The sequence below is a fragment of the Erythrobacter sp. CCH5-A1 genome (genome assembly GCF_001557115.1).
Lineage (GTDB): Bacteria > Pseudomonadota > Alphaproteobacteria > Sphingomonadales > Sphingomonadaceae > Erythrobacter.
This window is the reverse complement of record NZ_LSKQ01000297.1, coordinates 1-12,032: the sequence shown is the minus strand read 5'-3', so window position 1 is coordinate 12,032 and position 12,032 is coordinate 1. Positions and strand designations below refer to the sequence as shown.

Here is a 12,032-nt window from a genome sequence, read left to right as displayed (position 1 = left end):
GCTTCCCGCCCGCTGGCACGGGCTCACCAGCCCCGGCTCTCCAGCATCGGCACCATGAAGCGGTTGAGCCCGGCGGCCAACAGCGCCAGCGCGGTCCGGCGCGGGGCGGACAGATGCCGACCGTCGACCGCCATGTATTCGATGATCCCGCGCGCGCCCCGATTGCGCTTGAACTGCGAGGCGCCGGCCGAACCGTGGAACCTGAGGCCCCGCTCCAGCGCGAGCTCGGTCGCACAGTGGCTGGCGATCCGGTAGAGCGCCTCCGCCTGCGGCCGCGCGGTGTCATAGCCCATCAGCGGCACCGTCCCGACCCCGCCCGCGCACGACAGGGCGGCAAAGGCCATCACCTCGCCCGCAGGATCGCGCAGCAGCGAATAGGTGAGCAGGCCGGTCTCGGCGCTCATCATGATGTATGCAGGCGTGAAGCGCGGATTGATCGCCGAATAGCGCGTCACGTAGAGCTGGTGGTAGAGATCGGCGATCCGCGCCGCATCGGCGGGGTCGATCCGCACAGGGCGCTCCAGCGCCAGCCCCGATCGCCGCAGCGCTCGCGCGTCGGCCTTGGTGTGGCTGCGCGGACGCCAGTCGCGCGCAAGATCGTCGGTCACCCACACTTGCCGGGCGGGCAGCAGCGTCCAGCCATCGGCGTGCACCCTCTCCAGCAGCGCCGGACAGGTCCATTCGTCCACTGAACGGATCACGATGAAGTGATCGGGATAGCGCTCCACAAGATGGCTGCGCATCTGCGCCAGTCCATCGCCCTGCCAGCTGCCGTGGAGGTTGGTCGAGAGCAGCCAGTTGTCGAGATGCACCGCGCGGTTGAGGCGGCTGACGCGCATGAGCCCCCCGATCAGCCCCAGCACGCCCTCGGCCGCGTAGCGCACACCGCCGAGGCCCATCAGTCCGATCTCGTCGCGCGGATAGAGGACATAGGTGCTGTGCGGGCTCGAGACATAGGTGCGCCCGCGGGTGCCGTCGTCGATCGTCACCGGCAGCCGCACGGCGCCGTGCCGCAGCAGCATGACCTCGCAGGCGGCATTGGCGATCAGGGCGGGCGTGCCTTGCGCGCGGAACGCCATCACGTGGCGCGCGGGCAGCGAGCCGTCGGCCGCCAGTGCGGCGGCATCGCACAGCAATTCGCAAGTCACGCGCAAGGATGCTCCACCCGTGGGGGTGGCAAGGCACCACCCGGCGCATTGTGCAGTGGCTTGTGTTCGTGACACGATCTTGACACTGCGGAGGACTGCGCCATGCCGACAAGGTCGACGGGGCCTTGCAGCCGGCCGAGTGGCGGCGTAATGCCGCGCGCCCCTCACGAATTGGGCATCCAAGAGAGATCCATGCAGGAATCGCAACAGACCCCCGCGCTCAGCGCCGAACCCACCGGCCTCCCGGTCATCTCCGCCACCGGCCTGTTCACGCCCTCCGAAAGCATCACCAACGAAGAGCTGGTCGCCAGCTTCAACGCCTTCGTGGACCGGCACAACGCGGCGAACCCCGATGCCGAGCCGCTCGCCTATTCCTCGGTCGAGTTCATCGAAAAGGCGAGCGGGATCAAGGCGCGCCACGTGATGAGCAAGGCGGCGATCCTCGATCCCGAGGTGATGTGCCCGCGCCTGCCCGAGCGCGCGAACGACGAGATCTCGGTCATGGCCGAAATCGGCGTCGCCGCCGCGCGCCAGGCGCTGGACCGTGCCGGCCGCGCGCCGCAGGATGTCGACGCGGTGCTGTGCGCCGCCTCCAACATGCAGCGCGCCTATCCGGCGATGGCGATCGAGATCCAGCAGGCGCTCGGCATCGAGGGCTTCGGCTTCGACATGAACGTCGCCTGCTCGTCGGCCACTTTCGGCATCCAGACCGCAGCCGATTACATCCGCGCCGGCAACGCACGCTCGGTGCTTGTGGTCAGCCCGGAGATCACCTCGGGCCACCTGAACTGGCGCGACCGTGACAGCCACTTCATCTTCGGCGACGTGGCGACCGCAGTGCTGGTGGAAGACGCCGCGATCGCCCCCGCGCAGCACTGGGAGATCCTCGGTACCAAGCTGAAGACGGTGTTCTCCAACAACATCCGCAACAATTTCGGCTTCCTCAACCGCGCCGCGCCCGAAGGCGAAGGCGCCCCCGACAAGCTGTTCGTCCAGGAAGGGCGCAAGGTTTTCAAGGAAGTGGTGCCGATGGTCGCGCAGATGATCATCGACGAGGCGCAGCGGCTCGGCATCGCGCCGGAGGGCCTGAGGCGCCTTTGGCTGCATCAGGCGAACGCAGGCATGAACCGCCTGATCGCGCAGCGCGTGCTGGGCCACGAGGCGTCCGAGGACGAGAGCCCGACCGTGCTCGACACCTACGGGAACACCTCGAGCGCGGGCTCGATCATCGCCTTTCACAAGCATAATGAAGAACTTGCCGCTGGCGACACCGGGCTGATCTGCTCGTTCGGCGCGGGCTACTCTGCCGGCTGCGTGTTCGTACGCAAGGTCGGCTGAGCGGGAGACCTTCCTTGCGGGGAGCGCAAGCCCTCCCTAGAAGCGTGAGCCATGGCAGGCGAAATCCTCGATAACATGGGCCGCGGCGAGGCGGGCTGGGACTGGCCCGCGATCCACCCGGAAGGGCGCAAGTTCGGGCTGATCGCTGCAGGCGCTGCGCTGTTCTTCCTGCTCGCGCTCGACTGGGAGCTGCTCGGCTGGCCCTTGCTGCTGGCATCGGCCGGCATTTTCGCCTTCTTCCGCGATCCCGAACGCGTCGTGCCGCAGGCGGACAATGTGATCCTTTCGCCTGCTGACGGAATCGTCAGCCTGATCCGCGAGGTCGAACCCCCGCTCGAGCTCCAGATCGACGACGGCTCGGGCCATCCGGGCCTACCTGCCGGAGCGGTGACGCGGGTGTCGATCTTCATGAGTGTCTTCAATGTCCACATCAACCGCACGCCGGTGGGCGGGACGGTTCGACGCGTGGTTTACATCCCCGGCCGCTTCGTCAGCGCCGAGCTCGACAAGGCGAGCGAGGAGAACGAGCGCCAGCACCTGCTGGTCGAACGCAACGACGGGTTGCGCATCGGTTTCACCCAAATCGCGGGGCTGGTGGCGCGGCGTATCGTGCCCTTCGTCAAGCCCGGCGACATTCTTGCCAAGGGCCAGCGTGTCGGGCTGATCCGCTTCGGCAGCCGGGTCGATGTCTATCTGCCCGCCGGGACCGACCCCAAGGTCATGATCGGACAGAGCGTGATCGCGGGCGAGACGGTGCTGGCCGAAATCGGCGAGCGCGGCCTCATCGAAGGCATCTCGCAATGACCACGCCCGGCTCGCGCACGAAGCGGCCTGCGCGCAAGCTTCCGGGCGCGCGCTACCTGCCGGCGCGGCTCGGCCCCAAGGCCGCCGAGGACGAGGATGCCCGCGCGGCAGGCGATGGCAGCGGCCTTTCCTTGCGGGCGATGCTCCCCAACGCCGTGACGGCGGCGGCGCTGTGTTCGGGGCTGACGGGCATCCGTTTCGCGATCGACGGGCATTGGGCCTTTGCGATCGGGCTGGTGGTGCTGGCAGGCGTGCTCGACGGGATCGACGGGCGCATCGCCCGGCTGCTCAACGCCCAGTCGCGCTTTGGCGCCGAGCTCGACAGCCTTGCGGATTCGCTGTCCTTCGGCGTGGCGCCCGCGCTGATTTTGTTCCTGTGGTCGCTCCAGAGTTGGGAGCGCTTCGGCTGGTTCGCCGCGCTCGCCTTCGCGATCTGCTGTGCGCTGCGGCTCGCGCGCTTCAACGCGCGCATCGATGTCGACGACCAGCCGCACAAGTCCGCCGGTTTCCTCACTGGCGTTCCGGCGCCGGTCGGGGCAGGGCTCGCCTTCACGCCGTTCTACCTGTGGCTCGAGACCGGCTATGCGGGCTTTCGCGAGCCGGTGTTCATGGCCGCCTGGCTGACGCTGATCGCAGGGCTGATGATCTCCAACCTGCCGACGCTGAGCTGGGCCTCGCTGCGTCCGCGCCGGTCGATCCGTCTGCCGCTGATCGCCTTCACCGGTCTTGCCTTTGCCGCCCTGCTGCTCGAGCCTTGGTGGACGCTCGCGGCGATCAGCATCGTCTATCTCGCGCTGATGCCCTACGGCCTTGTCAAATATGCCCGGATTAGGCGGCGAAAGCAGGCCGCGGATGCGGCAGGCCAGCCGGCAGACCCGTCCGCCGCATAGCCACCGTGCGGCGCGGTGCGGGCCGCAGAGCCATCTCGACCGCCGCAGCCTGCAGCGCAAAGCCCGCGCGCATGATCTCGCCTTCGCGCATCAGCCGCACATAGGCCTTGCGCGCTTCGACCAGGCAATGGGCGACGGTGGCAGCGGCGATCAGGCCGGTGAGGGTGAAGAGGGCGGTGATGGCGAGAGAAAGCATGAGGGTTTGCCCTTATGTCCGAAGGTTCCACATTTGTTCTGTCGCTTTGTTCTCCAACTGTTCCCCCGAGTCAAGTGCAATCGTGACCGATCCGGTGAGGTTTTTTCCGTAGGCGGCGATTGGGGACTGGATTTTGCGAGGCCACACGGTTAAGGGGCCGCTCGCTCCGACAAAGGCATTCGGCCATTATCGAGGCAAATTCACATGGAAGGCGCTCATACCGGTGCCGCTCGCGGGATCTCCGCAAGCGCGGTTCCAGCCTTCCAGAGGAACAACCGGAAAGGAAATACCTATGGCGGCTCCCGTCGTCACCATGCAAGCATTGATCGAGGCCGGCGCTCACTTCGGCCACCAGACCCACCGCTGGAACCCGCGCATGAAGCCGTACATCTTCGGCGCGCGCAACGGGGTTCACATCATCGACCTGTCGCAGACCGTGCCGCTTTTTGCGCGCGCGCTCGACTTCGTCGAGCAGACCGTGCGTTCGGGCGGCAAGGTGCTGTTCGTCGGCACCAAGCGCCAGGCGCAGGAGCCGATCGCGGAAGCCGCGCGCATGTCGGGCCAGCACTTCGTCAACCATCGCTGGCTGGGCGGCATGCTCACCAACTGGAAGACCATCTCGGGTTCGATCCGTCGCCTCAAGAGCCTCGAGGAGATGCTCTCGGGCGACACCTCGGGCTTCACCAAGAAGGAAGTGCTCCAGCTCACCCGTGAGCGCGAGAAGCTGGAAATGTCCTTGGGCGGGATCCGCGACATGGGCGGCATTCCCGACGTGATGTTCGTGATCGACGCCAACAAGGAAGACCTCGCCATCAAGGAAGCCGGCGTCCTCGGCATTCCGGTTATCGCGATCCTCGACACCAACGTCGATCCCAACGGCATCGCCTTCCCGGTGCCGGGCAACGATGACGCCAGCCGCGCGGTGCGCCTCTACTGCCAGGCGATCGGCGAAGCCGCGCTCGCCGGCAAGGGCAAGTTCCAGGCCGACGTGTCGAGCGATTTCGGCGCGATGGCCGAGCCCCCGGCCGAAGACGTGGTGGTCGAAGAGCCTGCCGCGGAAGACGCTGAAGCCTGATCTTTCTGCACGAGCGGTTGATCCGTCAATCGCCCGTCACAATCCCCCTCTAGCGCGCCGGACACTCACCGCGGGTGCCCGGCGCCTCAGAACACATACAAAGGAATTCTCCATGGCCGATATTTCCGTCGCCGACGTGAAGAAGCTGCGCGAGCGCACCGGCGCTGGCATGATGGACGCCAAGAAGGCGCTGACCGAAGCGGGCGGCGACATCGAGGCTGCGGTTGACGCGCTGCGCGCAAAGGGCCTCGCCACCGCCCAGAAGAAGTCGAGCCGCACGGCCGCTGAAGGCCTTGTCGGCGTGCTCGTCCAGGGCACCAAGGGCGTGGCGGTCGAGATCAACTCGGAAACCGACTTCGTCGCCAAGAACGACCAGTTCCAGACCTTCGTGCGCAACGCCACCGCGGCCGCGCTCGAGACCGGCACCAGCGACGTCGAAGCCCTCAAGGCGGCGGCCTATCCGGGCGGCGGCACCGTGGGCGACAAGCTGACCGAGAACGTCGCCACCATCGGCGAGAACCAGCAGATCCGCCGCATCAAGCAGGTCGCGGTGACGCAGGGCGCGGTCGTGCCCTACATCCACAACGCGGCGGCCGACGGCCTGGGCAAGATCGGCGTGCTCGTCGCGCTGGAATCGGATGCCGACGCCGACACGCTGAACGCGCTGGGCAAGGACATCGCCCAGCACGCCGCGGCGATGTTCCCGCAGGCGCTGGACGCTGACGGGCTCGACGCCGACGTGATCGAGCGCGAGCGCAAGATCGCCGCCGAAAAGGCCGCCGAAAGCGGCAAGCCCGCCGACGTGCAGGCCAAGATGGTCGAAGGCGCGGTGAAGAAGTTCGCCAAGGAAAACGCGCTGCTCAGCCAGATCTTCGTCAAGGACGGCAAGGCGACCGTGGAAGAATACATCGCCAAGGCTGCCAAGGACGCGGGCAAGTCGATCAAGCTGGTCGACTACGTGCGCTTCCAGCTCGGCGAAGGCATCGAGAAGGAAGAAGTCGATTTCGCCGCGGAAGTGGCGGCGACGCTGAAGGGCTGATCCGGCTTCGGACACAAAAGGCGGCCGCCGCAGCGACATGCTGCGGCGGCCGTTTCCGTGGGTAGGCGGCGCGCTTACCCTTTGCGATTTGGCGCTTGTCCCGTTAAGTGCCCCCCACCCGATTTTAGCAGGAGCCCCGAGGCCTCATGTCTCTCCCCACCATCAAGCGCGTCCTCCTCAAGCTCTCGGGCGAGGTCTTGATGGGGAACCAGCAGTTCGGGATCGACCCCGAATTTGTTGCCGAGCTTGCAAAGGAAGTGAAGGCGGCGAAGGAGACCGGGCTCGAGATCTGCCTCGTGATCGGCGGCGGCAACATCTTCCGCGGGATGGCGGGCGCGGCCAAGGGGATGGACCGCGCGCAGGCCGATTACATGGGTATGCTGGCGACCGTGATGAACGCGCTCGCCATGCAGAACGCCCTCGAACAGCTCGGCGTCCAGACCCGCGTGCAGTCGGCGATCGAGATGGACAAGGTGTGCGAGCCGGTGATCCGCCGCCGCGCCGAGCGCCATCTGGAAAAGGGCCGCGTGGTGATCTTCGCCGCGGGCGTCGGTGCGCCCTATTTCACCACCGACAGCGGCGCGGCGCTGAGGGCTGCGGAAATGAAGTGCGATGCGCTGCTCAAGGGCACCAGTGTCGACGGTGTCTATGACAGCGACCCCAAGCACAACCCGGATGCCGTGCGTTTCGAAACCGTCACTTACGACCGCGTCCTTGCAGACAACCTCAAGGTGATGGACGCCTCCGCCGTGGCGCTGTGCCGCGACAACAAGATTCCGATCGTGGTCTTCTCGATCCGCGAGAAGGGCAACCTTGCCCGCGTGCTGGCGGGCGAGGGGGTCCAGACCATCGTCCAAGACAAGTAGAACCAGAGGAACCCAGTCATGCCGCAATTTGACAAGGCCGATGTCGAGCGCCGGATGAAGGGCGCGGTGGAATCGCTCAAGAGCGATCTTCAGGGCCTGCGTACCGGCCGCGCCAACACCACGCTGCTCGATCCGGTGCAGGTCGAGGTCTACGGCTCGATGATGCCACTCCAGCAGGTCGCCACCGTCTCGGCGCCCGAGCCGCGGATGCTCTCGGTGCAGGTGTGGGACAAGGCGAACATGCACGCGGTCGAGAAGGCGATTGCCTACGCCAATCTCGGCCTCAATCCGATCATCGACGGCCAGACCCTGCGCCTGCCGATCCCCGATCTTACGCAGGAGCGCCGCAAGGAGCTCGCCAAGCTCGCGGGCCAATATGCCGAGAAGGCCAAGATCGCGATCCGCAACGTGCGGCGTGACGCGATGGAAAGCCTCAAGACCGACGAAAAGAAGAAGGAAATCTCCGAGGACGAGCGCAAGCGGTCGGAAGACCAGGTCCAGAAGCTGACCGACCAATACGTCAAGGAGACGGACGAGGCGGCGGCCAAGAAGGAACAGGAAATCCTGACCCAGTAAGGCGGGCAGGATTGTGGGGAACGGATTGGACCAGTCGCGCGCCAGACATGTCGCCATCATCATGGATGGCAATGGCCGCTGGGCGAAGAAGCGGGGCCTGCCGCGCGCGGTCGGCCACCAGCGCGGGGTCGAGGCGGTGCGGCGGCTGGTGCGCGCGCTGGAGCCGACGGGGCTCGAGTGCCTGACGCTCTATGCCTTCTCGTCCGAAAACTGGAAGCGTTCCGAGGACGAGGTCGACGATCTGATGAACCTGATGCGGCGGTTCATCAAATCGGACCTGCCCGAGTTCGTCGCTAATAAAGTCAAGCTGAAGATCATCGGCGACTGGCAGAGCCTTGCCCCCGATATCGTCGCGATGCTGGAAGATGCTCTCGCGCAGACCGCGAACGGGAACCAGACGCTGGCGGTGGCGCTCAATTACGGCGGCCAGCACGAGATCGCGCGCGCGGCGGCCAAGGCGGCCGACGCGGGCGAGGTGACGATCGAGAGCATCGCGGCCCATCTCGACACCGCCGACCTGCCGCCGCTCGACCTCCTGATCCGCACCAGCGGGGAAATCCGCCTGTCGAATTTCCTGCTGTGGCAGGCGGCCTATGCGGAAATGCTTTTCGTCGATACGCTGTGGCCCGATTTCGAGCCTGCGCACCTGACGCAGGCGCTGAGTGACTTTGCGCGGAGGGAGCGGCGCTATGGCGGACGGTGATGCGGCACGGGTGAGGGACACGCGCGCGGGCGTGTCGGACCTGCCGGTGCGCTTCGCGAGCGCTATCGTGATGCTGGTGCTTGCGGGCGGCGCGCTTTGGCTGGGGGGCTGGTTCTGGACCGCCTTCGTGGTGCTGCTGGCGGGCGGGGTGATCTGGGAATGGAACAAGCTGATCGAGCGTTTCGGCCTGTCGGGCGTCGCCGAGACGCTGTGGTTCTTTGCCGGCGTGATCTATGTCGGCGGCGCAGCCTATGCGATGATGGCGGTAAGGAACGGACGGCAGGTACTGCCGCTCGATCCCGACTTTGCCGGCTATGACCCGATTGGCGTGCTGATCGGCTTCCTGCTTCCGGTGATCGCGGTCGATGTGGGGGCCTATTTTGCCGGAAGGGCCATCGGCGGGCCGAGGATTGCGCCCAAGATCAGTCCGGCCAAGACTTGGGCGGGGCTGGCGGGCGGGGCGCTCCTCGCCGGGCTGGTCGGCATCGCGGCGGAAGTGATCGACATCGGGCCGGGTGCCCTCATTCCTGGCGCCCCGACGGTGGCGCTGGTGGGGGCGGTGCTGAGCGGGCTGGTCATCGCGATCCTTGCGCAGGCGGGCGACTTTTTCGAGAGCTGGATGAAGCGCCGCGCGGGGGTGAAGGATTCAGGGGCGCTGATCCCGGGGCACGGCGGGCTGTTCGACCGGCTCGACGGGTTCATTTCCGTGTTCTTTACCCTGTTCGTGATCGAACAGGCGCGGATCCTGTGGCTGTTGTTTGCGGCATGAAGCGCACGCTCACCCTGCTCGGCGCGACCGGATCGATCGGGGCATCGACCCTCGATCTGGTGCGGCGCAATCGGGATGGCTGGGAGGTCGAAGCGCTGACCGCGCAGTGCAGCGCGGCAGAGCTCGCCGCTTTGGCGGTGGAGTTTGGCGCGAAGCTCGCCGTGGTGGGTGACGAGAGCTGCCTGCCGGAACTGCGCGAGGCATTGGGCAGCAGCGGCATCGAAGCGGCGGGCGGGCGGCAGGCGCTGGTCGAGGCGGCGGCGCGGCCCGTCGACATGACGGTCGCGGCGATTGTCGGCTGCGCGGGCCTTGCGCCGGTCATGGCGGCGGTAGAGCGGGGCGGCACCATTGCGCTCGCCAACAAGGAAGCGCTGGTCTCGGCGGGCGAGGTGCTGGTGGAGGCGGTGACGCGCAACGGCGCCACGCTGCTGCCGACCGATTCCGAGCATAACGCGATCTTCCAATGCCTCGCCGGAAACCGCATCGAGGATGTGGCGAAGATCACCCTTACCGCCAGCGGGGGCCCGCTGCGGACATGGACGCAGGCGCAGCTCGAGGCCGCGACCCCGGCCGAGGCCGTCGCTCACCCCAACTGGTCGATGGGCGCCAAGATCAGCGTCGATTCCGCGACGATGATGAACAAGGGGCTCGAATATATCGAGGCCTATCACCTCTTCCCCGTGGGTCTCGAGAAGCTCGGGATCGTGGTGCATCCGCAGAGCGTGATCCACTCGATGGTCGAATTTCGCGACCGTTCGACGCTGGCGCAGCTTGGCCCTTCGGACATGCGCGTGCCCATTGCCTCGTGCCTCGCCTGGCCGCAGCGGATGGAGACGCCGCTTGAGGCGCTCGATCTCGCTGCGATTGGCGAACTGACCTTCCACGCGCCGGATGAGGAACGCTTCCCCGCCACCCGCCTCGCGCGTGAGGCGATCCGCGCCGGAGGCTCCGCGCCCGCGATCCTCAATGCGGCGAACGAAGTCGCGGTCGCCGCTTTCCTCGCCGGTCAGATCAGGTTCACCCGGATTGCCGCATTGGTCGAGGAGACCCTGATGCGCAGCAACGACGCCCCGCGCCCCGCGACCCTTGAAGAGGTGCTCGCCGTGGACCAATCCGCAAGGATGCAGGCACAGGCCCTGCTGGAGACCCAAGCCCTTGTTTGAAAGCCCCCCTTTCTGGATGTATGTGCTCGGCTTCCTGCTGGTGCTGGGGCCGCTGGTGACCTTGCATGAGCTCGGCCACTATCTGGTCGGCCGCTGGTTCGGTGTGCAGGCCGAGGCGTTTTCGGTCGGCTTCGGCAAGGAGCTCATGGGCTTCACCGACAGGCGCGGAACGCGTTGGAAGCTCTCGGCGCTACCCTTGGGCGGCTATGTCCAGTTCCGGGGCGACATGAACCCCGCTAGCGTCCCCGATCCCCATGCGCCGGTCGAGGAGGGCAGCTTTCAGGCCGCCGCGCTGTGGAAGCGGGCGCTGATCGTGGCCGCGGGGCCGGTCACCAATCTGCTGCTCGCAATTGCCATCTTCGCGGGTTTCTTCGCCATCATCGGCAAGCCGGTGATCGTGGGCGAGGAGGATTCGCGCACCATCGGGGCCTTCGCCGAAGGCAGCGTGGCGCAGGCTGCGGGCATGCAGATCGGTGACGTGATCGTCGAAATCGACGGGCAGGCGATCCGCGATTTCACCGACCTCAAGACCCGGGTCGCGCTCCATCCGGGCAAGCGGATGGTCTTCACTGTGCGGCGCGATGGCAGGGAGATCGACCTTGTCCTGACCACCGCGCGCAGCCAGCGCCGCGACGAATTCGGCAATGTCAGCACCGAAGGCCTGATCGGCATCGCGCCTGCGGACGGGCGTTACGAGATTGAAAAGGTGAGCGTCCTCGAGGCGATCCCGTTGGGCGTCCAGCAAAGCTGGGACATCACGGCCATGATGATCACCGGCATCCGCCAGATCGTCACCGGCGAGCGTTCGGTCAAGGAACTGGGCGGGCCGCTCAAGATCGCCAAGTATTCGGGCGAGCAGCTGAGCCTGGGCGCGGCGGCCTTCATCCACTTTGCCGCGCTCATTTCGCTTAATTTGGCATTCATCAACTTCTTGCCAATCCCCGCGCTCGATGGCGGGCACCTGATGTTCTACGCGGCCGAGGCAATCCGCCGGAAGCCGGTAGGGCCGCAGGCGACCGAGTGGGCCTATCGCACCGGAATCGCGCTGGTGCTGATGTTGATGGCGGTGGTGACGGTGAATGACATTATCTCGCTCCCGATCTTCGGCAGCTGAGGCGGGCGGTGGATAGGCGCGCGCTGCAGGGCCGCGCGGCTTGATTGCGAATGTCACATGGGGCAGAGGCGTCCACGCGAGGACTGAAGGGCCACGCTGCGGGGAGCGTGGATGGAGCTGGCAGGTCGCCGCGGCGTCTTTTTCAGACGATGCGGTGCACAGGGTTGAGAACGGGATTTTAGCTGCATGAACCGATTGAGCGAAACGGGCCTGGCGCCGGTCAACTGCACTGCCGCCCCCGCACGCGCGCCGCTGCGGCTGGCGAGCCTGCTCGCCTGCGGCTCGATCCTTGCCGGCATGCCCGCGCTGGCCGCGGCGCAGACCCAGCCCGCGGCCCCCGCAGCCCAGCCC

13 protein-coding genes are annotated in these 12,032 nt (G+C 66.6%); 11 read left to right on the top strand and 2 right to left on the bottom strand.

What is annotated here, in order from left to right:
* Positions 1-23: 23 nt before the first annotated feature.
* Positions 24-1,148: a GNAT family N-acetyltransferase gene (locus tag AX708_RS17990; RefSeq protein WP_156443403.1), complete on the bottom strand. Its 1,125-nt coding sequence runs from the start codon at positions 1,146-1,148 to the stop codon at positions 24-26.
* Between the two features lie 192 nt (positions 1,149-1,340).
* On the opposite strand from AX708_RS17990, the gene AX708_RS17985 reads away from it, so the two are divergent.
* The 3 genes from AX708_RS17985 to AX708_RS17975 are packed head-to-tail and all read left to right on the top strand — an operon-like array spanning position 1,341 to position 4,180.
* Positions 1,341-2,486: a beta-ketoacyl-ACP synthase III gene (locus AX708_RS17985; RefSeq protein ID WP_066529918.1), complete on the top strand. Its 1,146-nt coding sequence runs from the start codon at positions 1,341-1,343 to the stop codon at positions 2,484-2,486.
* Positions 2,487-2,537: 51 nt separating this feature from the next.
* Positions 2,538-3,290 carry a phosphatidylserine decarboxylase gene (locus AX708_RS17980; RefSeq protein ID WP_066529912.1) on the top strand — a complete coding sequence of 251 codons (753 nt, stop codon included), beginning with the start codon at positions 2,538-2,540 and terminating at the stop codon, positions 3,288-3,290.
* Positions 3,287-4,180, top strand: a complete 894-nt coding sequence (locus AX708_RS17975; protein WP_066529909.1) for a phosphatidylcholine/phosphatidylserine synthase — start codon at positions 3,287-3,289, stop codon at positions 4,178-4,180. Before AX708_RS17980 ends, AX708_RS17975 begins: the two co-directional genes overlap by 4 nt.
* Here the strand turns inward: AX708_RS17975 and AX708_RS17970 are convergent.
* Positions 4,119-4,376, bottom strand: a complete 258-nt coding sequence (locus AX708_RS17970; protein ID WP_066529906.1) for a hypothetical protein — start codon at positions 4,374-4,376, stop codon at positions 4,119-4,121. The genes AX708_RS17975 and AX708_RS17970 overlap by 62 nt on opposite strands.
* Before the next feature lie 292 nt (positions 4,377-4,668).
* On the opposite strand from AX708_RS17970, the gene rpsB reads away from it, so the two are divergent.
* From rpsB to rseP, 8 genes are all read left to right on the top strand, one after another.
* On the top strand, positions 4,669-5,451 hold the full coding sequence (gene rpsB / locus AX708_RS17965) for a 30S ribosomal protein S2 (protein ID WP_066529903.1): 783 nt from the start codon (positions 4,669-4,671) through the stop codon (positions 5,449-5,451).
* Between the two features lie 112 nt (positions 5,452-5,563).
* Positions 5,564-6,490, top strand: a complete 927-nt coding sequence (tsf, locus tag AX708_RS17960; protein ID WP_066529897.1) for a translation elongation factor Ts — start codon at positions 5,564-5,566, stop codon at positions 6,488-6,490.
* Positions 6,491-6,636: 146 nt separating this feature from the next.
* Positions 6,637-7,356: a UMP kinase gene (gene pyrH / locus AX708_RS17955; RefSeq protein WP_066529895.1), complete on the top strand. Its 720-nt coding sequence runs from the start codon at positions 6,637-6,639 to the stop codon at positions 7,354-7,356.
* Between the two features lie 18 nt (positions 7,357-7,374).
* Positions 7,375-7,932 (top strand): ribosome recycling factor, encoded by a 558-nt coding sequence (frr, locus tag AX708_RS17950; RefSeq protein ID WP_066529892.1) that lies wholly within the window; start codon positions 7,375-7,377, stop codon positions 7,930-7,932.
* A gap of 61 nt (positions 7,933-7,993) precedes the next feature.
* Positions 7,994-8,635 (top strand): polyprenyl diphosphate synthase, encoded by a 642-nt coding sequence (gene uppS, locus AX708_RS17945; RefSeq protein ID WP_066529890.1) that lies wholly within the window; start codon positions 7,994-7,996, stop codon positions 8,633-8,635.
* Complete coding sequence (locus tag AX708_RS17940; protein ID WP_066529888.1) at positions 8,622-9,404, top strand: phosphatidate cytidylyltransferase; 783 nt, start codon at positions 8,622-8,624, stop codon at positions 9,402-9,404. The genes uppS and AX708_RS17940 overlap by 14 nt, the downstream gene beginning before the upstream one ends.
* Positions 9,401-10,567, top strand: a complete 1,167-nt coding sequence (dxr, locus tag AX708_RS17935; protein WP_066529887.1) for a 1-deoxy-D-xylulose-5-phosphate reductoisomerase — start codon at positions 9,401-9,403, stop codon at positions 10,565-10,567. The genes AX708_RS17940 and dxr overlap by 4 nt, the downstream gene beginning before the upstream one ends.
* Before the next feature lie 16 nt (positions 10,568-10,583).
* Positions 10,584-11,681 (top strand): RIP metalloprotease RseP, encoded by a 1,098-nt coding sequence (gene rseP, locus AX708_RS17930; RefSeq protein ID WP_066529883.1) that lies wholly within the window; start codon positions 10,584-10,586, stop codon positions 11,679-11,681.
* Positions 11,682-12,032 lie beyond the last annotated feature (351 nt).

Excerpts from the sequence above, each read along its gene's own strand:
- AX708_RS17985 (WP_066529918.1), top strand. The coding sequence starts at position 1,341 with ATGCAGGAATCGCAACAGACCCCCGCGCTCAGCGCCGAACCCACCGGC.
- AX708_RS17980 (WP_066529912.1), top strand. The coding sequence starts at position 2,538 with ATGGCAGGCGAAATCCTCGATAACATGGGCCGCGGCGAGGCGGGCTGG.
- AX708_RS17975 (WP_066529909.1), top strand. The coding sequence starts at position 3,287 with ATGACCACGCCCGGCTCGCGCACGAAGCGGCCTGCGCGCAAGCTTCCG.
- AX708_RS17970 (WP_066529906.1), bottom strand. The coding sequence starts at position 4,376 with ATGCTTTCTCTCGCCATCACCGCCCTCTTCACCCTCACCGGCCTGATC.
- rpsB (WP_066529903.1), top strand. The coding sequence starts at position 4,669 with ATGGCGGCTCCCGTCGTCACCATGCAAGCATTGATCGAGGCCGGCGCT.
- tsf (WP_066529897.1), top strand. The coding sequence starts at position 5,564 with ATGGCCGATATTTCCGTCGCCGACGTGAAGAAGCTGCGCGAGCGCACC.
- pyrH (WP_066529895.1), top strand. The coding sequence starts at position 6,637 with ATGTCTCTCCCCACCATCAAGCGCGTCCTCCTCAAGCTCTCGGGCGAG.
- frr (WP_066529892.1), top strand. The coding sequence starts at position 7,375 with ATGCCGCAATTTGACAAGGCCGATGTCGAGCGCCGGATGAAGGGCGCG.
- uppS (WP_066529890.1), top strand. The coding sequence starts at position 7,994 with ATGGATGGCAATGGCCGCTGGGCGAAGAAGCGGGGCCTGCCGCGCGCG.
- AX708_RS17940 (WP_066529888.1), top strand. The coding sequence starts at position 8,622 with ATGGCGGACGGTGATGCGGCACGGGTGAGGGACACGCGCGCGGGCGTG.
- dxr (WP_066529887.1), top strand. The coding sequence starts at position 9,401 with ATGAAGCGCACGCTCACCCTGCTCGGCGCGACCGGATCGATCGGGGCA.
- rseP (WP_066529883.1), top strand. The coding sequence starts at position 10,584 with ATGTATGTGCTCGGCTTCCTGCTGGTGCTGGGGCCGCTGGTGACCTTG.